21 protein-coding genes and 1 pseudogene are annotated in these 23,560 nt (G+C 73.9%); 8 read left to right on the forward strand and 14 right to left on the reverse strand.

Features of this window, described 5'->3' with window-relative positions; all coding sequences use genetic code 11:
* Positions 1-51 precede the first annotated feature (51 nt).
* On the forward strand, positions 52-585 hold the full coding sequence (locus AR3_RS07200) for a MarR family winged helix-turn-helix transcriptional regulator (RefSeq protein ID WP_106258793.1): 534 nt from the start codon (positions 52-54) through the stop codon (positions 583-585).
* Here the strand turns inward: AR3_RS07200 and AR3_RS07205 are convergent.
* From AR3_RS07205 to AR3_RS07225, 5 genes are read right to left on the reverse strand one after another with little or no spacing between them, the layout of a single operon-like run.
* On the reverse strand, positions 582-1,232 hold the full coding sequence (locus AR3_RS07205) for a TetR/AcrR family transcriptional regulator (protein WP_217998476.1): 651 nt from the start codon (positions 1,230-1,232) through the stop codon (positions 582-584). The two genes, AR3_RS07200 and AR3_RS07205, sit on opposite strands and share 4 nt — an antisense overlap.
* A 49-nt stretch (positions 1,233-1,281) precedes the next feature.
* A complete protein-coding gene (locus tag AR3_RS07210; RefSeq protein ID WP_067910382.1) occupies positions 1,282-2,502 on the reverse strand; it encodes an ABC transporter permease in 1,221 nt (406 codons plus the stop codon).
* Positions 2,499-3,194 (reverse strand): ABC transporter ATP-binding protein, encoded by a 696-nt coding sequence (locus tag AR3_RS07215; protein ID WP_067910385.1) that lies wholly within the window; start codon positions 3,192-3,194, stop codon positions 2,499-2,501. The genes AR3_RS07210 and AR3_RS07215 overlap by 4 nt, the downstream gene beginning before the upstream one ends.
* Positions 3,191-4,243 carry a peptidoglycan-binding protein gene (locus AR3_RS07220; protein ID WP_067910388.1) on the reverse strand — a complete coding sequence of 351 codons (1,053 nt, stop codon included), beginning with the start codon at positions 4,241-4,243 and terminating at the stop codon, positions 3,191-3,193. The genes AR3_RS07215 and AR3_RS07220 overlap by 4 nt, the downstream gene beginning before the upstream one ends.
* Positions 4,240-4,797, reverse strand: a complete 558-nt coding sequence (locus AR3_RS07225) for a hypothetical protein (protein WP_174545429.1) — start codon at positions 4,795-4,797, stop codon at positions 4,240-4,242. Before AR3_RS07225 ends, AR3_RS07220 begins: the two co-directional genes overlap by 4 nt.
* A gap of 160 nt (positions 4,798-4,957) precedes the next feature.
* Here AR3_RS07225 and AR3_RS07230 point away from each other — a divergent pair, with 160 nt between their 5' ends.
* Complete coding sequence (locus AR3_RS07230) at positions 4,958-5,614, forward strand: response regulator transcription factor (protein WP_083951035.1); 657 nt, start codon at positions 4,958-4,960, stop codon at positions 5,612-5,614.
* On the opposite strand, the pseudogene AR3_RS07235 reads toward AR3_RS07230, so the two are convergent.
* Positions 5,574-6,841: pseudogene (locus tag AR3_RS07235) on the reverse strand (RNA-guided endonuclease InsQ/TnpB family protein). The gene AR3_RS07230 and the pseudogene AR3_RS07235 sit on opposite strands and share 41 nt — an antisense overlap.
* A gap of 149 nt (positions 6,842-6,990) precedes the next feature.
* On the opposite strand from AR3_RS07235, the gene AR3_RS07240 reads away from it, so the two are divergent.
* Complete coding sequence (locus AR3_RS07240; protein ID WP_083951036.1) at positions 6,991-8,298, forward strand: sensor histidine kinase; 1,308 nt, start codon at positions 6,991-6,993, stop codon at positions 8,296-8,298.
* Here the strand turns inward: AR3_RS07240 and AR3_RS07245 are convergent.
* From AR3_RS07245 to AR3_RS07265, 5 genes are all read right to left on the reverse strand, one after another.
* Positions 8,268-8,921, reverse strand: a complete 654-nt coding sequence (locus tag AR3_RS07245) for a lytic polysaccharide monooxygenase auxiliary activity family 9 protein (protein WP_067910397.1) — start codon at positions 8,919-8,921, stop codon at positions 8,268-8,270. The genes AR3_RS07240 and AR3_RS07245 overlap by 31 nt on opposite strands.
* 124 nt (positions 8,922-9,045) lie before the next feature.
* Entirely contained in the window at positions 9,046-9,831 is a 786-nt protein-coding gene (locus AR3_RS07250; protein WP_067910400.1) for a tetratricopeptide repeat protein, read from the reverse strand.
* A gap of 123 nt (positions 9,832-9,954) precedes the next feature.
* On the reverse strand, positions 9,955-10,833 hold the full coding sequence (locus AR3_RS07255; RefSeq protein ID WP_067910403.1) for a TIGR01777 family oxidoreductase: 879 nt from the start codon (positions 10,831-10,833) through the stop codon (positions 9,955-9,957).
* A 141-nt stretch (positions 10,834-10,974) separates the two neighbouring features.
* Entirely contained in the window at positions 10,975-12,942 is a 1,968-nt protein-coding gene (locus AR3_RS07260) for an ABC transporter ATP-binding protein (RefSeq protein ID WP_227023196.1), read from the reverse strand.
* 419 nt (positions 12,943-13,361) lie between these two features.
* On the reverse strand, positions 13,362-14,294 hold the full coding sequence (locus AR3_RS07265; RefSeq protein ID WP_067910406.1) for a LysR family transcriptional regulator: 933 nt from the start codon (positions 14,292-14,294) through the stop codon (positions 13,362-13,364).
* Positions 14,295-14,379: 85 nt separating this feature from the next.
* Between AR3_RS07265 and AR3_RS07270 the strand changes: the two genes are divergently transcribed.
* The 3 genes from AR3_RS07270 to AR3_RS07280 all read left to right on the forward strand — a co-directional run bounded on the left by AR3_RS07270 (position 14,380) and on the right by AR3_RS07280 (position 17,096).
* A complete protein-coding gene (locus AR3_RS07270) occupies positions 14,380-14,976 on the forward strand; it encodes a ClpP family protease (RefSeq protein WP_067910409.1) in 597 nt (198 codons plus the stop codon).
* Positions 14,977-15,025: 49 nt separating this feature from the next.
* Positions 15,026-15,502 carry a MarR family winged helix-turn-helix transcriptional regulator gene (locus AR3_RS07275; protein WP_067910412.1) on the forward strand — a complete coding sequence of 159 codons (477 nt, stop codon included), beginning with the start codon at positions 15,026-15,028 and terminating at the stop codon, positions 15,500-15,502.
* 118 nt (positions 15,503-15,620) lie between these two features.
* Positions 15,621-17,096, forward strand: a complete 1,476-nt coding sequence (locus tag AR3_RS07280; protein ID WP_083951038.1) for an MFS transporter — start codon at positions 15,621-15,623, stop codon at positions 17,094-17,096.
* 120 nt (positions 17,097-17,216) lie between these two features.
* Here the strand turns inward: AR3_RS07280 and AR3_RS07285 are convergent, their stop codons facing one another.
* Entirely contained in the window at positions 17,217-18,125 is a 909-nt protein-coding gene (locus AR3_RS07285) for a M56 family metallopeptidase (protein WP_067910415.1), read from the reverse strand.
* The gene (locus AR3_RS07290) at positions 18,122-18,595 is read right to left on the reverse strand and encodes a BlaI/MecI/CopY family transcriptional regulator (protein WP_083951039.1); all 474 of its coding nucleotides are present in this window, start codon (positions 18,593-18,595) and stop codon (positions 18,122-18,124) included. Before AR3_RS07290 ends, AR3_RS07285 begins: the two co-directional genes overlap by 4 nt.
* Before the next feature lie 92 nt (positions 18,596-18,687).
* Between AR3_RS07290 and AR3_RS07295 the strand changes: the two genes are divergently transcribed.
* Positions 18,688-20,190 (forward strand): cytochrome ubiquinol oxidase subunit I, encoded by a 1,503-nt coding sequence (locus tag AR3_RS07295; RefSeq protein WP_227023195.1) that lies wholly within the window; start codon positions 18,688-18,690, stop codon positions 20,188-20,190.
* Positions 20,187-21,107, forward strand: coding sequence for a cytochrome d ubiquinol oxidase subunit II (locus AR3_RS07300; protein ID WP_067910419.1), 921 nt, complete (start codon positions 20,187-20,189; stop codon positions 21,105-21,107). Before AR3_RS07295 ends, AR3_RS07300 begins: the two co-directional genes overlap by 4 nt.
* Here AR3_RS07300 and AR3_RS07305 read toward each other — a convergent pair.
* Complete coding sequence (locus AR3_RS07305; RefSeq protein WP_083951040.1) at positions 21,068-23,515, reverse strand: MMPL family transporter; 2,448 nt, start codon at positions 23,513-23,515, stop codon at positions 21,068-21,070. The genes AR3_RS07300 and AR3_RS07305 overlap by 40 nt on opposite strands.
* Positions 23,516-23,560: the final 45 nt, after the last annotated feature.

Below are 23,560 nucleotides of genomic sequence, written 5' to 3' on the forward strand. Positions count from 1 at the left end.
GTTGAAGCTTCAAGTCTTGAGCCTTCAAATATTGCGGTAGGGTGGGGGACCATGGCCGAGGACGGGACGCGCTGGCTGGACGCCGAAGAGCAGCAGACCTGGCGGGCCTTCCTGTGGACGACCCGGCTGCTGCACGAGGCGCTGGAACGCCAGCTGCAGCGCGACTCGGGCCTGCCGCACGCCTACTACGTGATCCTGGCCATGCTCTCCGAGGCGCCGGGCCGCGCGCTGACCATGACGGAGCTGGCCGGGGTCGTCCGCTCCTCGCCGAGCCGCCTGTCGCACGCGGTGAACCGGCTGGAGGAGGCGGGCTGGGTGCGGCGCACCAAGCGTCCCGAGGACCGCCGCACCACGATCGCCCAGCTCACCGACGAGGGCTTCGCCGTCCTGGAGGCGGCCGCGCCCGGGCACGTCGAGGAGGTGCGGCGCCTGCTGTTCGACCCGCTCAGCCGCGAGGACGTGCTGCGGCTGCGCGAGATCCTGCGCACGCTGCTGGCCCGCCTGGACCCCGAGGGCGCCGACAGCCCCGACATCTTCGGCCCCGCGGGCCCCGGCGGACACGGCGCGGGGCCCGCCGCCGACTAGCGGGCCCGCACCTCCTGCCAGGTGGGGGCGGGGCCGGGCAGCTCGACGTCCTCGGGCATCCGCAGCCCCGCCAGCACGAACGTCAGGTAGCGGTGGCGCAGCCGCCGCAGGCGCTCGTCCTCGCCGACGCGGATGGCGTGCACGTGCTCCAGGACCACGGCGACGTCGCCCGCCCCGATGTCGCGGCGCACCGCGCCCGCCTCCTTGAGCCGGTCCAGGAGCCGCTCGGTGGCCTCCCGCATCCGGCTCTCCTTGGCGGTCATCTCCTCGGTCGCCGGGACGCCGCCCGCGAGCCGCAGGGCGAGCGTCCCGGCGCCCATGTCCAGGCAACGGCGCATGAAGTCGGCGAACGCCGTCCAGGGGTCGCGGTCGTCGGCGAGCGCCCGCTCCACCTCGGCGAGATAGCGGTCCATGCCCTCGTCGGCGAGCCGCTGAAGCAGATCCTCCTTGCTGCGGTACCGGCGGTAGAGCGCGCTGATGCCGACCCCCGCGTGCCGGGCGACCGCCGAGACGGGCGCCTCGGGATCGGCGGTGAACACCGCCCGCGCCGCCTCCCGGATGCGCCGGTCGTTGCGCTCGGCCAGGGCGCGGCGCCCGTCCTCGGGCCGCGCTCCTCCCCCGTTCATGACCCCCCGCGTCGACTCCATGCAGGTCATGGTAGGAAACGAGCGCTTCCGCGCGCGCCAGGCGAGCGGCTCAGGGGGCGGCGAGCGCCTCGGTGGGGGCGAGCCGGGCCGCGCGGATCGCCGGGTACAGGCCGGCGACCGCCCCGATCACCAGGGTGGCGGCGACGCCCCCGGCCATCGCCCACGCCGGGACGACCGTCGGCCACCCCTGGAGCACCGCGAACACCGCCGTGACGACGGTCCCCAGGGCCACGCCGCCGACCCCGCCGAGCCCGGCCAGCAGCTGCGACTCGGTGAGGAACTGCAGCCTGATCTGCCCGCGCGTGGCGCCGAGGGAGCGGCGCAGGCCGATCTCGGCGCGGCGCTCCAGCACCGAGATGACCATGGTGTTGGCCACGCCCACGCCGCCGACGAGCAGCGCCACCCCGCCCAGGCCGAGCAGCAGCCCGGTGAACGCCTGGTCGGTGGCGTACTGGGCGGCCAGCGCGTCCGAGGGACGGCTCACCTCGATCTCGTTGGGCGCCTCGGGGTTGGCGGTGGCGGCCAGCAGGTCGCGCACCTCCTCGACCCTGTCCTTGGCGGCGCGGGCGTAGACGGTGGTGGGATGACCGTCGAAGCCCAGCCGCGCGGCCGCCGCGTCCCAGCCGACCAGGGCCGCCGAGTCGAGCTCGGGGGCCAGGTCGGCGGGGGCGAGGATCCCGACGACGGTGAACCACTGCTCGCCGAGCCAGACCTGCGCGCCCGGCTCGGCGATGCCGAGCCGCCGGGCCGCCTCCGACCCCAGCACGACCGCCGGGTAGCGGCCGGTGCCCGCGTTCAGCCAGGCGCCCTCGGCCACCGTCAGCCCGACGGTGCGGGGCAGGTCCAGCCGCGTCGCCAGCACGCTGATGCCGCCGGTCTCGCCCTTGGGGATGTGGTCGTTGCGGTAGACCCGGGCGCCCTGGACCTTGCCGGTGGCGGACGCCGACAGCACGTCCGGGATCCGGCCGATCATGCCGGGGGCGGTCTCGGGCAGCTCGGCGTCCGCGCCGAAGAAGTCCTTGCCGGGCGCGACCGTCAGCAGGTTGGTGCCGAGCCGGTCGAGGGCGGCCTGCAGCTGCGCCCGGCTGGACGCGGAGATGCCGACCACGCCGATCATCGCGGCGATGCCGATCGCGATGCCCAGCGCCGACAGGACCACTCGCAGCGGACGCGCCCGCAGCCCGGCCGCGCCCACCCGCAGCACGTCCCGCGGCCCCAGCCGGGCGACCCGTTCGCCCTGCTCGCGCCGTGCGCGCTCCGCCCGCGTCACCGCACGGCCTCCGCCCTGGCGGCCGCGGTGTCGTGGACGATGCGTCCGTCGCGCATGCGCACCTGCCGGGGCAGCGACGCGGCGATGTCGCGGTCGTGCGTGATGACCACGACGGCCGTGCCGGACGCGGCCAGCTCGCGCAGCAGCTCCAGCACGCCCGCGCCGGACGCCGAGTCCAGCGCGCCGGTCGGCTCGTCGGCCAGCAGCATCGCCGGTTCCCCGACCGTCGCCCGGGCGATCGCGACGCGCTGCCGTTCGCCGCCGGACAGCTCGTGCGGGCGGTGCCCGAGCCGGTGGCCGAGCCCCACGCGTTCCAGCGCGGCGCGGGCGCGGCGCCGCCGCTGCGGGAGCGGCACGCCGGCGTACAGCAGTCCGTCGGCCACGTTGTCGAGCGCGCTCACCCCGGCGGCCAGGTGGAACTGCTGGAAGACGAACCCGATCCGCCGGGCGCGCAGCGCCGACAGCCGCCGGTCCGACATGCGCGACACCTCGCGGCCGTCGATGAGCACCGATCCCGAGCTCGGCCGGTCGAGCGTGCCCAGCATGTGCAGCAGCGTCGACTTGCCCGACCCGGACGGCCCGGTCACCGCGACCAGCTCGCCCGCCGCGATCGCCACCGACACCCCGTGCAGCGCGGTGACCGCGCCCGGGTAGGTCTTGGTGACCTCGCGCAGCTCCGCGACGGGGGTCATGCGGGCACCCCCACCTTCATGCCCTCGGCCAGCCCGGTCCCGGAGATCTCCACCTTGCCGTCGCTGAACACGCCGGTCTCCACGGGCACGGTGCGCACCCGCGTCCCCTCCACCACCTGCACGGCGTAGCCGCCGCCGGGCTGGGCGAGCAGCGCGGCGACCGGCACGGCCAGCACGTTCTCGTGCCGATCGGCGGTCAGCCGCACCTCCACCGGCGCCTTGTCGTACGAGCCGAGCCCGCGCTGCCCGCGCAGGGCCACGGTGACCTCGACGGTGGTCGGGTCGTCTTCGCCCCGTCCCTCCTCGGCGACCTTGCCGACCTCGCTGATCGTGCCCTTGGTGGTGTCGCCGTCGGGCAGCTCGACGGTGACCTGGGCGCCCTTGCGGGCCAGCCGCTGGTATTTGACGTCCAGGTCGATGGTGACCTCCCGGGTGGTGCCGGTGTAGGTGAGGATCGGCCCGGTCGCCCGGTCGCCGACCTCGGCCTTGCGTTCGGCCACGCGGATCGCGCCGGACGCCACCAGCACCGACCCGGGCGTCACCGTGCCGGTCTCGGGGAGGCCGAGGTCCTCCTGCCAGCGCCGGACCGCGGCGGCCGTGGCGGAGCTGAACTCGTCGTCCACGGTGAAGCCGGTGTAGCCGAGGGCCCGCAGATTGCTTTCGAGCTGCTTGACGTCGGAGCCCTCGGCGCCCTCGCCGAGCGTGCGGTAGACCGGCAGCTTCCCGTACAGCAGCGGCACGGGACGGTTGTCGACCTTGTACGCCGACCGGCCGCGGGACACCACGGTTCCGGGCGAGGCGATCCACGTGACCGTGCCGCGTCCGCTCGCGCCCGTCACGGTCCGGGTGTCGCCGTAGCCGAGCGTCCCCTCCACGGTCTGCGTCTCCACCAGCGTGGTGCGTTCGATGGGCGCGGTGGCGGGCGGCAGCGCGTCGCGCGCGGCGGCCGGGTCGGGCTCGCCGCCGCCCAGCCCGAGCGCGGCCAGCCCGCCGCCGCCGATCACCGCCGCCCCGACGACGCCCGCCAGCACGTTGCGTGTCCTGCTCACTTCGGCGCCTTCCCGCCGACCATGCCGGCGCCGCCGCCTCCGCCCTTGGGGCTCGGCGCGTACTTCTGGCACTCCTTCTGCGCCTTCTGCCACTCGGGGCTGCTCGGCTCGGGGCCGGGCTCGCCCTTCTTGCGGATGAGCCTGACCCTGCCGTCGGGATCGGGGTCGGGCATGTTGATCCCGTGCTCGCGCATGCACTTGGCCATCGCGCGCATCTTGGCCAGCTCTTCGGGCGACGGCTTCTTCGGTTTGCCGCCGTCCGGTCGCAGGTGGCGGCACTTCTCCTCGGCGGCCTTCATCGTCTCCTCGCCCTTCGCGGTGCCGGGCTTCCCACGCACGCGGAACCTGATGCCGCCGCCGTTCGGGTCCGGGTCGTCCATGTCGACGCCGTTCTCGCGCATGCACTGGGCGTACTTGCGCATCTTGTCCTGGTCGCTGGCCGCCGCCTTCCGGGCGCTGCCCACGGGATCGCTTCCGCCGTCACCGCGGCAGGCCGCGGGGCCCAGCGCGAGCGCCGGCAGCAGCGCCAAAGGCACGAGCATCCGTCGTCGCATCGTCGAACTCCTCGTCGTCGGCGCCCTGTGCGCCGAATCTCGTCCCGGAAGTCCAGCGCCGCGCGCATAACCCGGCCGTAACCGATTCGCGTTATGCCGGCGTTACGCGCCATGTCCGAAGCTGTTCCGCCAGACGGTCCGAGACGGAGGACGGAACACGGTGCGGGTACTGATCGCAGAGGACGAGCGGATGCTCGCCGACTCGATCGCCGAGGGCCTGCGCGCCGAGGCCCTGGCGGTGGACGTTGCGTACGACGGTGACGCGGCGCTGGAACGCCTGGGCGTCAACGACTACGACGTGCTCATCCTGGACCGGGACCTGCCGGTCGTGCACGGCGACGACGTGTGCCGCGCGGTGGTGGACTCCGGCGCGCACGTACGGGTGCTGATGCTCACCGCCGCCTCCGACGTCCCGGCCCGCGTCGCCGGGCTGCGCCTGGGCGCCGACGACTACCTGGTCAAGCCGTTCGCGTTCGAGGAGCTGCTGGCGCGCGTGCACGCGCTCGGCCGCCGCGCCCGCCCGGCCGACCCGCCGCTGCTGGAACGCGCGGGCGTGCGGCTCGACCCGGCCCGCCGGGAGGTCTACCGCGACGGCCGCTACGTCCACCTGGCGCGCAAGGAGTTCGGCGTGCTCGCCGAGCTGCTGCGCGCGGACGGCGCCGTGGTGTCGGCCGAGCGGCTCCTGGAGAAGGTGTGGGACGAGCACACCGACCCGTTCACCAACACCGTCCGCGTCACGATCATGAAGCTGCGCCGCAAGCTGGGCGACCCGCCGCTCATCGAGACCGTCCCGGGAGTGGGGTACCGCATCCCTTGACTTCCTCCCCCGCCTGAAGGCGGGGGCTTCCAACCGTCGCCGGTTGGCCTTCCTGCTTCACAGCCAGTCGCCTCGTCCGAGAGGACTCTCTTGAGGTCTTACACCGGCTCCACAGGCGTTTCGCCTCTCCGCCAGCCCGGCGGCGAGGATGTTCCTGGCCGCGTTGACGTCGCGGTCGTGGACCGCGCCGCATGCGCATTCCCACCTCCGGACGTTCAGCGGCATCGTGTCCCGCAAGGCGCCGCATGCCGAGCACAGCTTGGAGGAAGGGAACCAGCGGTCCACGACCAGCAGGTTCCGCCCGTACCAGTCGCACTTGTACTCCAGCATCGACCGCAGCCCACGCCAGGCCGCGTCGGAGATGCTGCGGGCCAGCGAGCGGTTGCGGACCATGGTGCGGACGGTCAAATCCTCGATCACGACCGTTTGGTTCTCACGGACGAGCCGAGTCGACAGCTTGTGCAGAAAGTCGCGGCGCCGGTCGGCGATGCGGGCGTGGATGCGGGCGACTCGTCGCCGGGCCTTCTCCCGGTTCTTCGACCCGGGGGCCTTGCGGGACAGGGCACGCTGCGCCTTGGCGAGCCTGCGCCGCTCCCGACGCTCATACTGAGGGTTGACGATCTTCTCCCCGGTGGACAGCGTCACCAGCGCCGTGACCCCCGCATCCACCCCCACAGCCGGCTCGACCGGGGGCAGCGGGCGGATCTTCTCCTCGACCAGGATGGACACGAACCAGCGTCCCGCGTTGTCGCGCGACACCGTCACCGTGGACGGCTCCGCACCTTCTGGGAGGGGACGAGACCACACGATGTTCAGCGGGCCGTCCATCTTCGCCAGGTACAAGCGCCCGTTCCGCCAGCGGAATGCCGAGCGGGTGTACTCGGCCGACGCACGGGACTTCTTCCTGCTCTTGAACGTGGGGTATTCGGCCCGCTTGGCGAAGAAGTGCACAAACGCCGCCTGCAGGTGCCGCAGCGCCTGCTGCAACGGGACCGAGGACACCTCGCCCAAGAACGCCAGCTCCTGGGTGCGCTTCCATGCGGTGAGCATCGCGGAGGTCTCCGCGTAGGAGACGCGGCGCCCTTGCATGGTGTATGCGCGGGTTCGCTCCTCAAGGGCCTTGTTGTAGACCAGGCGGACGCAGCCGAACGTCCTGAGCAGTTCTTCGGCCTGCTCGCCAGTCGGGTAGAAGCGGTACTTGTACGCCCGCTTCACGATCCGCGCCACAGCGCACACGGTACGGCAAGATCAGTTCATTTTCGGTCGTTTGTTCGATACGGCGATTCACCCGACGGTGAATCGCCTGCCCCTGTCCTGCACCGCAGGCGTTCGATTCCTCCGCCGCCTCAAGGCGGCGGTCTCCTCGGAGGTTTCCGATGAAAGCGCTGCTGCACAGGCTCCGGCCCACGATCCGGGTCCGGCTCACGCTGCTGTACGGCGGTCTGTTCCTCATCGGCGGGGTGGTGCTGCTGGCGCTGACGTACTTCCTGGTCAGGAACAGCCTGTCCCCGTCGGGGCCGGTGGGGCAGGGCACCCCGGGGACGCCCCCCTCGGGGACGTCGCTGGTGGTGAAGAAGGGGGTCTTCACCGAACTGCCGCCGGACACCCTCATCTCCGCCCGGGAGGCGCAGCACATCATCGTTCGGGTCAAGGACGACTCCCAGCAGGAGATCCTCGACTCCGTGCTCACGCAGGGCGCCATCGCGCTGAGCGTGGTGACCGCGGCCGCGTTCGGGCTGGGCTGGCTGTTCACGGACCGGGCGCTGCGCCCGCTGCACGCGATCACCGAGACGGCGCGGCGGGTGGCGCGCAGCCACAACCTCACCGAGCGGATCGCCTACCGGGGGCCGCGCGACGACGTCAAGGAGCTGGCCGACACGTTCGACACCATGCTGGAGCGGCTGGCCCGCGCGTTCGACGGGCAGCGCCGCTTCGTCGCCAACGCCTCGCACGAGCTGCGCACGCCGCTGGCCATCAACCGCACGCTCATCGACGTGGCGCTGCGCCGTCCCGACGCCTCCGACGACGTCAAGCGGCTCGGCGAGTCGCTGCTGGTGGTCAACGGCCGGCACGAACGGCTCATCGACGGGCTGCTCACGCTGGCCGACAGCGAGAACGCGGTGACCGACACCAGTCCCCTCGACCTGGCCGACGTGGCCGGGCACGTCCTCGACCAGGCCGCGGCGGAGGCGTCGTCCCGCGGCGTCAGCGCGTCCCGCGCGCTGGAGCCGGCGCCGACGGCGGGCGACCCCGTGCTGATCGAGCGGCTCGTGCAGAACCTGGTGGAGAACGCGATCAGGCACAACCATCGGGACGGGTCGCTGTCGGTCGCCACGCGCCGCCGCGCCGGCTGGGCCGAACTCGTGGTCGTCAACACCGGGCCGGTCGTCCCGCCCTACGAGGCGGAGACCATCTTCGAGCCGTTCCGCCGCCTCGGCACCGACCGGGTGCGCTCCGACCGGGGTTCGGGCCTGGGCCTGTCGATCGTCCGCGCCACGGCCAGAGCCCACGGAGGGACGGTCACCGCCGAGCCCCGAGCGGGCGGCGGGCTCGTCGTCACCGTGCGCCTGCCTGCCCGGGAACAGGCGCGTCCCGCCGGCTGCGGCGCGGCTTCCGGCGGGACGCGGGCGGCGCCGGACGGCGCCTCGGCGGATCAGCGGAAGTTGACGTCGCTGCAGATGTAGTACGTCTGGTCCATGTGCGACGCCTGCCAGATGGTGAACACGACGTGGCGGCCGCTGCGGCCGGGCGCGCTCACGTTGGGCACCACGTAGTTGTTGCTGGGCGCGTACCGGCCGGTCTCACGGACCAGCTCCAGGTCGCTCCAGCGCAGCGGCTGGGTCAGGGCGTCGTAGCCCTGGCGGGTCACGTAGACGCGGATGTAGTCGGCGCCGTGGCTGGCCTGGTCGTACAGGTTGATCGTGAAGGTGGTGCCGACGTCCGTCATCGTCCACGGACCGGGGGTGTCCAGCGAGCGGTACCGGCCGCCCTCGGCCAGGCCGCCGCTGCACAGCTGGCCGTCGGGCACCGCGGCCTGGTGGTTGCCGCCGACGTTGTTCTTGTACAGGCCGTTCCAGTTCCACATGGCGTTGGGGTTGTCCTGGAACGCCTGCCAGCACATCGGGTCCTGCTCCCGCATCGCGGGGTTCAGGTGGTCGTTGCCCCAGCGCAGCCAGCAGCCGTAGTTGCGGGACGCCGGGTCGATGACGGAGCCGTGGGCGGACGCGGTGTCGACCCACAGGACCGGCACGAGGGCCGCGGCGGACGCGACGGTCAGGGCACGGCGGAGCATTCGCTTGAAGCGCATGGCGCGTTCTCCGTTCCGGTGGCGGGGGGGAATGCCGGATTGGGAGCGCTCCCATGCGGATGCTAACCCGGGGTCGACGACTCGTCATCCGTCCGTGAAAGCTTTCACGACGGCGCCGAAAGCGCTAGTCGAGCGGGGCGCGTCCCCGCACCGTGGAGACGAGGGCGTCGCCGCAGATCGGATCCCCGGCGAGCTCGGCGGCCCGGCGGATCTCCTCGTCGGTCATGGAGTCGGCGAGCTGGATCGCCTCGTGCACGCCGTCCCCGCACCCCGCGCCGAGCATCGCCAGGAACCACCGCACGGCCTGCACCGGATCGGGGTCGGTGCCGTGCCCGTCGCGGTACCAGCACCCGGCCACGAACATGGCGCGCGCGTGCCCGGCGTGGGCGGCCCGCAGATACCACCGCAGCGCCTCGTCGTCCCGGCCGTCCTCGGCGAGCAGATTGCCCAGCTCCACGGCCGCCTCCGCCAGCCCGTGCCCGGCGGCGGTCTCCAGCAGGGACGCCGCTTCGTCCCGGCTCATGCGCCCGGCGAGCCCGTCCTCCTTGAGATGGAGCAGCGCCAGGTCGTACATGGCGCCGTGCTCCCCCGCGGCGGCGGCGGACCGGAAGTGTTCGGCCGCCTTCTCCACGTCGCGCGGAACACCCCGGCCGGCTGCGTACAGATGCCCGATCGCCCGCAGCGCCGCCGGGTCGCCCTGTTCGGCCGCCAGCGTCCAGTAGCGCAGCGCGGTGTGCGCGTCGTCCAGTTCCAGGGCGACGGCGCCCAGCGCGTACTGCGCCCGGACATCCCCTTCATCGGCCAGTTCGGTCAGCGGACCCCGCAATTCCTTCAGGCGCGCCCTGCCCTCCCGGTGGCCCCGCTGCGCGTTCTTGAGAGCCTTGACCGCGGCCTCGACGATCGACACCATGCGCTTCCCTCCGGGGAATGGGACGCCGAGACCCTCGCCCGAGATCGTCCCGATGAGAGCCAACTCCCTCCAAAGCGTTCCCGTCATCCCCCGCTGCGGCCTTCGCCGCGTTCCGGGCGCCCGCTATGCGAGGGCGGCCGCGAGGGCCGCGTCCACGTCCTCGTGGGCGAAGGCGAACCCCGCCTCGCGCAGCCTCCGGGGCAGCACCCGTTGGCTGATCAGCGCTCCTTCGTCGGCGAACTCGCCGAGCGCGAGGCGCAGCGCCGTCCGGGGCACCGCCAGCGCCGCGGGCCGCCGCACCGCCCGCGCCAGCGCCCGGGTGAACTCGGCGTTGGTCACCGGCCGCGGCCCCGTCAGGTTGACCGGCCCCTCCAGGTCGCCGTCCAGGAGGAACCGCAGCGCCGCCACCTCGTCGTCGAGCGAGATCCAACTCATCCACTGCCGCCCGCTGCCGAGCCTGCCGCCCAGTCCGAGCCGGAACAGCGGCAGCGTCCGGCCGAGCAGCCCGCCCTTGCCCAGGACGATCCCGGTGCGCGCGAGGGCGACCCGCACGCCCGCCTCCCGGGCCGGCGCCGCGGCGGCCTCCCAGTCGCGGACCAGGGCGGCCAGGAACCCGCCGCCCACGGGCGCGTCCTCGTCGACCTCGCGGTCGCCGGTGTCCCCGTAGAAGCCGATCGCCGACGCGCACACCAGCACCCGCGGACGCGTCCGCGCCACGGCCTGGGCGATCGTCCGCGTCCCGCGCACCCGGCTGTCGCGGATCTCCCGCTTGTAGGCGGCGTTCCACCGGCGGTCGCCGATCCCGGCCCCGGCCAGGTGGACGACCGCGTCCGCGCCGGCCAGCGCCTCGGCGTCGACCGCCCCGCCCGGATCCCACCGGACCTCCCGCGGCGTCGCGGGCTCCCGGCGCACCAGCCGCAGCACCTCGTGGCCGTCGGCCTCCAGGCTCCGGGTCAGCGCCGCCCCGATCAACCCGGACGCCCCCGTGACCGCAACCCGCATGAATTCACCATAAACAAGCAGGGAGCGGCACCGATGCCACGACCGAGCCGCAGGCGCGGAGCGCGTGTCTCGAGGCCGGTGGCCCGCCCTACGCGGCGGGAGGGGTGGGCACGGCCGAACTCATGATCGCCGGCCTGCCTCTCATGCCTCGGCACGGGGACGGCGGGCGCCGCCGGCGTTCGGGCGGGCGACGTCCCCGTCCGGCGAGCGGTAGGCGGCGGCCTGCAGCTCGTAGAGCTCGGCGTACACGCCGCCGAGGGCCATCAGGCTCCGGTGGTCGCCGTGTTCGATGACGCGGCCGCCGGCCAGGACGTAGATGCGGTCGGCGAGCCGGACGCTGGCCAGCCGGTGGGTGATCAGCAGGACGGTGCGGTCGCGGGCGGCGGCGTGCCGGCGGATCTCCTCGAACAGGCGGTGCTCGGCGCGGGCGTCCAGCGCGGCGGTGGGCTCGTCGCAGATCAGCAGCGGCGCGTCCCGGTAGAAGCCGCGCGCCGCCGCGAGCCGCTGCCACTGCCCGCCCGACAGCTCCCGCCCGTCGGCGAACCGCTTGTCGAGCAGGGTGCCGAGCCCGTGCGGCAACGTCGCGATCACCCGGTCGGCGCCGGACGCGGCGGCCGCCCGCTCCACCGCGGCCCGGACGCCGTCGGCGGTCAGGTCGTCGCCCATCGCGATGTTGTCGGCGGCGGTCATCGGCCAGTGGGTGTGGTCCTGGGCGACGACGGCGATGGCGCGGCGCAGGTCCTCGGGGTCCAGGTCGGCGACCCGCAGACCGTCCCAGCGCACCTGGCCCCGCTGCGGCTCGTACAGGCCCGCGAGGATCTTGGCGAGCGTGGTCTTGCCCGAGCCGTTCTCCCCGACCAGCGCGACGATCTCGCCGCGGCGCAGCCGCACCGACACGTCGCGCAGGGAGGGGGTGTCGCTGCCCGGGTAGAAGAACGTGACCCCCTCCACGACGATCTCCCGGAACCGCCGCAGCGCCTCCACGGTGCCGTGCTCTCGGCGCGGGTCGGGGACGGTCCGCGGACGCCGCATGCGGGCTTCGGCCGTCCGGCAGAAGCTCACGTAATCGCTGAAGTACAGGCCGTCCTCGTAGCAGCGGTTCAGGGCGTGGATCAGGTTGATCAGGGACTGCTGGCCGGTGCGGATGGCCAGCACCGCCGTCCCGGCGACCGCGAGAGGCATGACGCCCCGCCACAGCAGCAGGCCGAGGGCGGTGTACATCAGCGCCGTCGCCACGCCCTTGAGCACGTCGCCCCACACGCGGGCCATGGTCTGCCGGCGGGCCAGCCCCAGCATCACGCGGCGGAGGCGGTCGGCGAGGACGCCGTGCTGACGCAGCAGGAAGTCCCGGACGGTGAACGACCGCACCTCCGCGGCGTGGACGCGCTCGGTCATCAGCTCCGTCATGATCCAGCCGCGGCGGCGGACCTCCACCACGCCGAGCTGCGTGAGGTATCCGAGCCGGGCCGCGCGCACCGCGGCCCATCCTTCGGGCAGGGCGGTCGACAGCAGCATCGGCAGGAGCACCGGGTGCAGCACGCCGAGCGCGCCGGCCGCCGCCGCGACGCCCACCGCGGCGGTGAACAGGTCGACGGCGTTGTCCACCATCGACGGGGCCGAGTCGACGCCGCGCATCCGCGCGCGGTGGAGGTGGTCCTGGAAGTCGGCGTCGTCGAAGGACGCCAGCTCGACGGCGGTCGTCGCCTCGTACAGGCGCCGCTCGACGATCTGCTCCACCTGGGGCCGCAGCCGCGCCTGCGCCCACTGCGCCGCCGCCGCGAACGCCCCGCGCACCGCGACGGCCGCCCCGACCAGCAGCAGCGCCGGGGCCGCCGCGCGCACCCGCTCGGGGGTGGGGCCCGCGGCGAACAGCGCCGTCAGCACGCCCGTCGTCGCCAGCAGGCCGAACGCCGTGAACACTCCGACGAGGACGTTGAGCGCCACCGTGGCGATCAGGTCGCGCCGAGCCGCTTGCCACGCCAGGGCCATCACCTGGCCGATCAGCGCGGGCAGCCGCCGCGCCATGGTGACCAGGCCCGTTTCCGAAAGCTCGGTGGTCTTGCCGTACCAGGCGTGCTCGGCGAGCTTGGGGCCCAGGTCGTCCGTCACCGGCTCGGCGCGGCGCCTCCGTCCGGCGGTCCGCGTCCGCCTCCGCAGCCGCCGCCTCACCGGCCCGCCTCACCGCCCGCGGACGCGTGCTCCCCGGATGTGCGCGCAACGCCGACACCGGCCTTGACCATGGACGTGGCCTCCCCGCAGTCCCGACACCCGTTGACCACCTTCGATGGTCGGCCGCGGAGCGGGAAGACCGTTGGCGGACTGTGGCCGCCGTCCGGACGGCACAGTCCTGTTCCGCGCGGGTAAGGCCGGTACGGCGGTCGCGCCCGGCGCCGCGCCGTTCTCGCAGGCGCCGCCTAGTTCTCGCGGGCGCCGCCTAGTTCTCGCGGGCGACGCCGCCGCACAGCCAGATGGAGTCCACGTGGGACGGCACGTCGGTGGATCACCCGGCGATGGCCGAATGCGGACAGCTAGGCGGTCCGGTAGGCGTCGGGAACCCAGTGGTCCGGGTCGTCGGGCGGCGGCGGGGCCGGCGCGGGCAGCAGCCGCAGCATCCGGCGCAGCAGCGGGCCGGTGTTGCCGCGGTGCCACACCACCGACCACGGCGCGAGCGGCACCGGGTCGACGAGCCGGATGCGGTGCAGGCCGGAGTCGGGCGGGATCTCGATCGAGGCCTCGCCGAGCGCCACGTCGCGCTTCTCGCGGCGCACCAGCTCGACGTAGTGGCGGCGGCCGACCGCCGGTTCGCAGAAGCGGATCGGCACGCCGAAGCGGCGGGCGAGGCCGGTGAGGTAGGCGCGCGCCTCGCTCGCGCCGCCCGGGTCGGGCATGGCGATGCCCGGCAGCTCCGACGGGCGCATCGCGTCCCGGGACGCCAGCGGATGGTCGAGCGGGACGAACGCGTGCATCGGCTCCAGGTGCACCAGGCGGTGCGCCAGCTCCGGCGGCAGCGGCCCGGGAAGGTCCATGATCTGCCCGAACGCGGCGTCGATCTCGCGGGCGCGCAGAGCGGGCAGCGCCACCGCCAAGCCCTGGCGCATGCTGGGTTCGATGCGCAGCGACGGGTCGCGCTCCACCAGGTCGCGCAGCAGCCTCATCGGCGTGAACCGCTCGTCGAAGACGTCGACGCGCAGCCGCTGGGCGGTTTCGCGCACCGACGCGACGGCCGCGTCGAAGGCGGCGAGCGCGTCCCTGGCCGGCGGCAGGAAGCGGCGGCCCTCCGGGGTGAGCTCGACCCGGCGCGTGGTGCGCTCGAACAGCGGCACCGCCAGCTCCTCCTCCAGCCTGCGGATGCGCTTGGACAGGGCCTGCTGCGTGAGGAACAGCCGGGCGGCCGCGCGCCCGAAGTGCATCTCCTCCGCGGCGGCGACGAAGGCCCGCACGAGCCGGAGGTCCACGTCCACACGCCCAGACTATCCACCGGCGGTTGTCAATCGGCGGGCACAAGCTGTTGGACGCCGCGGGCCGCGCGCGGCTTTGCTGAAGGGCATGACCGTGACCATGGCGACGAAGGACGAGACGCCGCCGGGCGCCGACCCGGTGTTCCAGCGGCTCCTGCGCGAGCGCATCGTCTTCCTCGGACAGCAGGTGGACGACGCCATCGCCAACCGGATCTGCGCCGAGATGCTGCTGCTGTCGGCGGAGGACCGGCGCCGCGACATCACCCTCTACATCAACTCCCCCGGCGGGTCGATCACCGCCGGGATGGCGATCTACGACGTCATGCAGTACGTGCCGAACGACGTCTCGACGGTCGCGCTGGGGTTCGCCGCGTCCATGGGCCAGTTCCTGCTGAGCGCCGGGACGCCCGGGAAGCGCTACGCGCTGCCGCACGCGCGGATCCTGATGCACCAGCCGTCCGGCGGCGTCGCGGGCACCGCGTCGGACGTGCGCATTCAGGCGGAGAACATGCGCTACACCAAGCGCCTCGTCCTGGACCTGATCGCCCAGCACACCGGCCAGCCGATCGAGCGCATCGAGGCCGACTCGGACCGCGACCGGTTCTTCACCGCCGAGGAGGCCAAGGAGTACGGGTTCATCGACGAGGTCGTCCGCACCGCGCCCAGGGTGACCGCCGCCGCCTGACGGAACAGGTCGTCGGCCGGATCGTCTGCTCGCGAACTACCCTGGACGCATGACCCTCAGGCGAGCGACCCCCGATCTGTCCTACTTGTTCAGCCACAACAGCCATGTGCTGAAGACCCAGGTGACGGCGGCGCTCGCCGAGATCGGACTGACCCCGCGCATGCAATGCGTGCTCGTCCGCGCCTTGGAGGAGGAGCGCACCCAGATCCAGCTGGCCGAGCTCACCGACATGGACAAGACCACGATGGTGGCCACGATCGACGCGCTGGAGAAGGCCGGCTACGCCGAGCGCCGCCCCTCCCGCCGCGACCGGCGCGCCCGGATCGTGGCGGTGACCGAGCGGGGCGCCGAGATCGCCGCGCGCGGCCAGGAGATCGTCGACCGGGTGCACGGCGCGCTGCTGGAGGCGCTGCCCGAGGACGAGCGCGAGGCGTTCCTGCGGGCCATGCGGCGTCTGGCCGACGGCCATCTGGCCGAACCGGTGGACGCCGCCGCCTGCCGGCGCCCGCGCGAGCGCACGGCCTGACCGCCGAGAAAATAGTTCGGTAGCAGATCGTCTACTAGCGGACGATCTGCTACCGTCTCTCCTGTCATCGCACGTCCGCGTCGACAACCGACAGGTCGACGACCGACAGGAGAGGACCATGTCCGACACCGCCCCCGAGGCGGCGGCCGCCGCGCGCTCCGCCGCCGGGTCCCGCGACGGCGCCCCGCCGACGTCCCGGCGCCGCTGGTACGCGCTGACCGTGCTGTGCACGGCGTACCTGATGATCGTCCTGGACGGGTCGATCGTCACCGTGGCGCTGCCCGCCATCCAGTCCGACCTGGGGTTCAGCCCGTCCGGCCTGACCTGGACGATCAACGCCTACATGATCACGTTCGGCGGCCTGCTGCTGCTCGCCGGCCGGCTGGGCGATCTGGCGGGGCGCCGCCGGGTGCTGCTGACCGGGCTGGCGGTGTTCACCGCCGCCTCCGTGCTGTGCGCCCTGGCCGCCACGCCCGCCATGCTGGTCGCCGCCCGGTTCGCGCAGGGCGTCGGAGGCGCGCTGGCCTCCGCCGTCTCCCTCGGCATCATCGTGACGCTGTTCACCGACCCGGGCGAGCGGGGCCGGGCCATCGGCGCCTACGCCTTCACCGGCGCGACCGGCGCCGCGCTCGGAGCGGCGCTCGGCGGTCTGCTCACCGACGCGTTCGGCTGGCGATGGGTGTTCTTCATCAACGTCCCGATCGGGCTGCTGGCGATCGTCGGGACGGTCCGGCTGCTCGCCGACGACCCCGGGATCGGGCTGCGACGCGGCGCCGACGCGTCCGGCGGCGCGCTCATCACCGCCGGGGGGATGCTCACCGTCTACACGATCGTCCAGATCGAGGCGCACGGCTGGGCGTCCGCGCGCACGCTCGGCCTGGCCGCCGGATCGCTGGCGCTGCTGGCCGCGTTCGTCGCCCGTCAGGCGACCGCCGCCGCTCCCCTGATGCCGCTGCGGATCCTGCGCGTCCGCAACGTGTGGGGCGCCAACGCGGTGCAGATGCTGCTGGTCGCGGCGATGTTCGGCTTCCAGATCCACATGGCGCTCTACCTGCAGCAGGTGCGGGGCTACGACGCCACCGAGACCGGCCTGGCCCTGATGCCCGCGGCGGTCGTCATCGGGGGCGTCTCGCTGACGGTGTCCGGGCGCCTGATCGCCCGGTTCGGCGAGCGCGCCGTCCTGGTGTCCGGCCTGATCATCATGGTCGCCGGCTACGCGCTGCTGACGCGCCTGTCCGTGGACACCGCCTATGCCACCCACGTGCTGCCCGTGACACTGCTGCTGGGCGGTTTCGGCCTGGCGCTGCCCGCGCTGACCGCCCTGGGCATGTCGAGCGCGGGGCAGGACGACGCGGGGGCGGCGTCCGGCGTGTTCAACACCACCCAGCAGATCGGCGCCGCGCTCGGCGTCGCCGTCCTGGCGGCGTTCGCCGCCTCCCGGACCGCGCATCTGCGCGACGACGGCGTGCCCGAGGCGCTGGCGTTGACCGGCGGCTTCCGGCTGGCCTTCGGCGTCGGCGCCGGCCTGCTGGTCGCGGCCATCGTGCTGGGGCTGCTCGTCCTGCGCCGCGCCCCGGCCGAGGGGCGGAGCTGACCGTCGGCGCCTCGCGCGCGGCGCCGTGCGCGAGGGCCCCGCCGACCGCACGGCGGCCCGCGAGATCATCGGCCGGGCAGCACACGTTCGAGACGATCGAAGGTGCGGCCCGCTCGGGGGTCAGTGCGGCAGGGTGTAGAGCGCCAGCGGTCCGAGCGCGAGCAGCGGGATGGCGAGCGTCGCGGCGATCCGGGTGGGGCGGCTCACCGGCACCGGCTGCAGCAGCCGGTTCACCCGGGCCATCACCGGCATGTCGTCGGCGGACGCGACGCCGAGGGCGCCGGACGGGGCGGCCGCCGGGCGGGCGGCGGCGAACCGCAGCAGCGCGGTGGCCAGCTCCTTGGGCGCGCGGTGCCGCCGGGCGCGGTCGTCGGCGGCCATCTCGATGAGCAGCTCGACCGCGTCCAGGCACCGTCCGACCAGCCGGATCTGCGGAAAGACCTGGCGCAGCGACGCGAACGGCAGCAGCACCAGGTCGTGCCGCTCGCGGGCGTGGGCGCGCTCGTGCGCGAGCACCGCGGCCAGCTCGGCCTCGTCGAGCAGCTCCAGCGTCCCGGCGCTGACCACGACCTTGGACGAGCGCACGCCCGGCACGCAGTACGCGGTCGCGGTGGGGTGGTCGAGCACGAGGGTGCCGGGGACGGCGGCGTCGCTGCGCGAGATCAGCGCCAGCAGCGCCCGGTGGCGCCGCCGGGCCCGCACCACGCGGACCACCGCGTACGCCAGCATCAGCAGCAGCACCGCGGTCAGGGTGACGGCGGCCAGCAGCGCGGCCGCGTGCCAGGCGTCCAGGCGGGCGGCCCGGTCGTCCAGCAGCAGCGGCAGGCCGGCGGCGATGCCGCGGTCGTAGGGGGTCAGCGCGAAGCCCAGCAGGGCGCCGATCGTGGCGACGCCCCACCCCAGCCCGAGGGCCTGCCAGAGGGCGATCGCGACGCGCGGGGTGCGCCACGTCCACCGGGCCCGCGCCAGCAGGTGCGCCCCGCCGACGGTACCGATGGAGATCAGTGCGAGCAGGGCGGCGCCGGTCATGCCGGTGGCTCCTTGCCGGTGGTCGGGTCCCGGTCGGACAGCTTGGCGTTCGGGCGTTCGTCGCCCGACAGCTTAGTGCCGTCCGGGGCGTCCGCGGACCCGTCGCCGGTCAGCTCGGCCAGGGCCTGGCGGATCACGTCCACCTCGGTCTGCGACACCGAGTGGACAAAGCGCACCAGGGCCGCGTCGCGGTCGCCGGTCTGGTTGAGAGCGCCGAGCATCAGCTCGGTGACGTACTGCTCGCGGGTGGCGACCGGGCGGTAGCGCCAGGCGCGGCCGTCGCGCTCGCGGTGCAGGAAGCCCTTCTTGGCCAGGCGGTCCAGCACCGTCATGACGGTGGTGTGCGCCAGGTCGCGCTCGCTCGCCAGGGCTCGGCTGACGTCGCGGGCGGTCGCGGCCGGCAGGCCGGCGCCGTCCCGCTCCCAGAGGACCTCCATGACCGTGCGTTCAAGCTCTCCCAGACCCTTCACGCCCGCCAGGGTATCCGACTGAGAGGGACATCACCACAGCCGGTAGTACCATGCTGTGTAGTACTACACGTTGTAGTACTACAGTCGGTGGCATGAGTTCCCTCGCGCTGCTCGCGGAGAACGCGACGAGCGCCGGGGCGGCCACCCCGGCGGACTTCATGGCCGCGCGCCAGCAGATGGCGTTCACGCTCGGCTTCCACATCATCCTGGCCAGCATCGGCATCGGACTGCCCGCGATCACCCTGCTGGCCGAGTGGCGCTCGCTGCGCACCGGCGACCCCGTCTACGCCGAGCTCGCCCGGCGCTGGATGAAGGCCGCGGGCGTGCTGTTCGCGGTCGGCGCCGTGTCCGGCACCGTGCTGTCGTTCGAGATGGGCACCCTGTGGCCCGGTTTCATGGACGCCTACGGGCAGGTGTTCGGCGCCGCGTTCGCCCTGGAGGGCATCGCCTTCTTCATCGAGGCCATCTTCATGGGCGTCTACCTGTACGGATGGGACCGGCTGTCGCCGCGCGCGCACTTCCTCACCGGCGTCCCGGTGGTGATCGGCGGCCTGCTGTCGGCCTCCTTCGTGGTGTCGGTCAACGCGTGGATGAACCAGCCGCGCGGCTTCCGCCTGGTCGAGGCCCCGGACGGGTCGGGGACCGGCCGGATGCAGGAGGTGACCGACGTCGACCCGCTGGCGGCGATGTTCAACCCCGCCCTGCCGACGCAGGCGGTGCACCTGGTGCTGGCGTCGCTGATGGTCTGCGGCTTCATCGTCGCGTCGGTGTACGCGGTGGCGCTGCTGCGGGACGCCCGGGCGGGCCGCGTCGACCGCTACCACCGGCTCGGCTTCGCCATCCCGTTCACCTTGGGAGCGGTGTGCGCCCCGCTGCAGGTGCTGGTCGGCGACTGGGCGGCGCGGTTCGTCGCCGACAACCAGCCGGTGAAGTTCGCCGCGATGGAGGGCATCGAGCACACCGAGGCGGGGGTGCCGTTCCGGTTCGCCGTGCTGGAGATCCCGAACGCGCTGTCGCTGATGCTGAAGTTCGACGCGCACGCCACCCTGCGCGGGCTGGACTCCTTCCCCGAGGACGTGCGGCCGCCCGCCGAGGTCGTCCGGACCTCCTTCGAGCTCATGGTCGCGATCGGCGTGGCGCTGCTGGCGCTGTCGGCGTGGTGGGCCGCGGCCTGGTGGCTGCGCCGCCGGTCGGGCGGGGCGCGGGCGGAGCTGCCGTGGAAGCCGTGGTTCCTGCGGCTGGCCGCGGCGTCCGGCGCGGCCGCCTCGATCGCCATGCTCGCCGGGTGGACCACCACCGAGGTGGGGCGCCAGCCCTGGATCGTCTACGGGGTGATGCGCACCGAGGAGGCCGTCAACCCGAACCCGGGCCTGCGCTACGGCCTCTACATCGTGCTGGTCGTGTACGCGGTGCTGGCCGCCGCGACGATCAGCGTGCTGCGGCGCATGCGGCGCCGTCCCGTCCCCGCGGCGGCCGACGGACCGCCCGCGGGTCCCGGCGGGACGTCCGCGGCCGATCGCGGAGCGGCCGCGCCGTCGGACGGAGCGGCCCGGCGGGAGACTGTCGGCGCGGGTGAAAGGAGCAGCGGACGATGAGCTACGCGGACGCCGCGTTCGGCCTGATCCTGGCGGGCCTGTCGGCCTACCTGCTGTTCGGCGGGGCGGACTTCGGCGCCGGCCTGTGGCACCTGGTGTCGCGCCGCCGCGCCGACCAGCGGGTCATCGAGCACGCGATGGGGCCGCTGTGGGAGGCCAACCACGTCTGGCTGATCTTCGTGATGGTGCTGACCTGGACGGCGTTCCCCCCGGTGTTCGCCGACGTCATGGCGGCGCACTGGGTGCCGCTGTCGCTGGCGGCCCTCGGCATCGTGGCGCGCGGCAGCACGTTCGTGTTCGCCAAGGCCGTGCCGGACCAGGGCTGGTACCGGTGGATCTTCGGGGCGTCGTCGGTGCTGACCCCGTTCTGCCTGGGCGCGCCGGCCGCCGCGATCGCCACGGGCTCGTCCGGCTGGCTGAGCCCGGCCGGGCTGTACGGGGGGCTGCTGACCACCGCGCTGTGCGCCTACCTGGCGGCCGTCTACCTGATCTGGGACGCGCGGCGGCTCGGCGACCGGTCGGCGTCGCTGCGGTTCCGCGGCTTCGCGCTGGTGTCCGGCGCGGCGATCGGGCTGCTGGCGCTGCCGGGCGCCGCCGCGTTCGGCGTGCACGAGCCGCTGATCCTGCTGTCGGCGGCCGCCGGGCTGGTCTCGCTGGGGCTGCTGGTGCGGCGGTCCTACCTGGCGGTCCGGGCGACCGGCGCGCTGGCCGTCGCGGCCGTGCTGTGGGGCGCGGCCGCCATGGCCGACCTGGACCTGGACGCGGCCGCCGCGCACGACGCCGTCCTGCGCGTCGTGCTGATCGCCCTCGGGGCGGGGGCGCTGATCCTCGTCCCGTCGATGGCGTGGCTGTTCGCGCTGTTCCAGCGCGGGACGCCTCAGACGGCCCCGGCCGTGGAGGAGTCCCGCGCCTCCTGACCCGCGGCGCGCCGGGCGATCACGGTCGGCAGCCTCTCGCCCGGCGCGCCGCGTCCCGCGCCGCGCCCGCGTCCCGGCCACCACCAGTTGGCGTGGCCGAGCAGGCTCATCAGCGCGGGCACGAGCACCATCCGCACGAGCGTGGCGTCCACCGCCACCGCGACCGCCATGCCCAGCGCCATCATCTTGATCGTCGGGTCGGGCTGCGGGACGAACCCGGCGAACACGAAGATCATGATCAGGGCGGCCGAGGTGATCAGCCGGGCGGTGGCGCCGATGCCGCGGGCGACGCTGTCGTGCGGATCGCCGGAGCGCAGGTACTCCTCCCGGATGCGGGCCAGCAGGAACACCTCGTAGTCCATGGACAGCCCGAACACCAGGGCGAACATGAACAGCGGGACGAACGACATCACCGGGATCGGCTGGTCGAGGCCGAGCAGCCCGACCCCCCAGCCCCACTGGAACACCGCCGTCACCACGCCGAACGACGCCCCGATCGACAGCAGGTTCATCAGCGCCGCCTTCACCGGGACGACGACCGCGCGGAAGGCGATCATCAGCAGCGCCAGCGAGGCGCCGACGACCGCGACGACCACCGCGGGCATGCGCGCCCCGACCGTGTCGGCGATGTCGATGATCGCCGGGTTCTCGCCGCCGACGTGCACGACGGCGCCCGGCGTGCGGGCCGTCGCCGCGCGCAGCCGGTGCACCAGGTCGGTGGTCGCCGTCTCGTGCGGGGCGGTCGCGGGGATCACCCGCACGATCGCCGTCCTGCCGGCCACCACGGGCTCGGCCGCGAACGCGACCCTCGGCACCTCGGCGACCCGCTGCCGCAGCCGCTGCCCGACCCGCAGCGCGTCCGGATCGGGTTCGCCGGCCGCGTCCAGCACGTTCGCCGACGCCGGCGGCGGCTTGTCCGTCCACGACGGCTTGGGGGACGGCGGCCCCGTCAACCCGCCCAGCCCGGCGAGCCCTTCGGGCTTCGGCGCGGACGCGCGTCCCCCGCCGTGCCGATCCGCCGTGCCCTGCCGATCCGCCGCGCCGGGCCGATCCGACGGGCGGGGCGGGGACGACTCGCGGCGCCGGTCGGCCTTCCCGGGGCGGCCCGGCACCTTGGCGACGATCACGAAGGGGCTGTAGTGGCCGGGGCCGAACTCGCGGGCGACGACGTCGTAGGCCTGCCGCGCGTCCGACCCCGGCGCCGCGGTGCTGTCGGCCATCACCCCGAACCGCAGGCTCAGCGTGGGGATCGACATCGCCAGCAGCACCAGCGCGGCGCCGATCGCGTACGGCCACGCGTGCCGGTCGACGTGGCGGCCCCAGCGCATCCACCGGTCGGCGCTGCGGTCCGGCCGCACCCGCGGCAGCCGCCACCGGTCGATCCGCGTGCCGAGGACGCCCAGGACGGCGGGCAGCAGGGTGAGGGCGGCCAGCACCATCACGCCGACCGCCAGGGCCGAGGCGAGGCCGATCCGCCCGACGAACGCGATGCCCGCCAGGAACAGCCCGCAGATCGCGAACACGACGGTGCCGCCCGCGAACACCACCGCGTGCCCCGAGTGCGCCATGGCCTTGCCGACCGCGGTCTCCACGTCGTCCCCGGCCGCCAGCTGCTGCCGGTAGCGGGTGACGATGAACAGGGCGTAGTCGATGCCCGCGCCGATGCCCAGCATCGCGGCCGCCATCGGCGCGGTCGGATGCACCTCGACCTGCGACGCGGCGAAGTGGATCAGCGAGTAGGCGACCGCCATCCCGCACAGCGACACCACGATCGGGATGCCCGCGGCCAGGAACGACCCGAACGCCAGCAGCAGCACCACGAGCGCCATGACGATCCCGGCGGCCTCCTGCGGGCCGCCCTTGGGCTGGTTGAGGAGCATGGCGGCGATGCCGCCGAAGTCGACCTCCACGCCCGCCTTGCGGGCCGGTTCGACGGCGCGGTCCAGGATGTCGAGGTCGGCGGGGGAAAGGTCGCCCATCGTGCCCTTGAAGCTGACGCGGACGACGACGGCGTCGTCGCTGCGCAGGCCGCCCATGCCCGCCACGTAGGGGTTCTCGGCGTACGCGACGCGGTCCAGGCGCGAGATGCGGTCGATGGCCTCGCCGATGGCCAGGGCGACCCGCCAGTCGGCCGGGCTGCCGTGCCGGGTGCCGCGGAACACGACGGTGGCGGTGGGTCCGGTCAGGGCCGGGAAGTCCTCGCGCAGGGAGTCGATGGCGCGCTGGGTCTCGGTGCCTGGCAGACTGCTCTGCTGGACGAACGTCCCGCCGCGGGCGAACCCGAGCGCGGCGGTGGAGAGCATCGCCGCGATCCACAGCACGATGACGGCGCGCCGGTGCCGGACGCACCAGCGGCCGAGCCGGTCCAGGCCCGCCGCCATGCCCGTCATGCCCGCCCTGCCCGTCATGACTGTGGAGAAAAGCACGCTCCGGCATATGCGTGCAATAACTGC

It is taken from the genome of Actinomadura rubrobrunea NBRC 15275 (assembly GCF_001552235.1).
GTDB lineage: Bacteria > Actinomycetota > Actinomycetes > Streptosporangiales > Streptosporangiaceae > Spirillospora > Spirillospora viridilutea.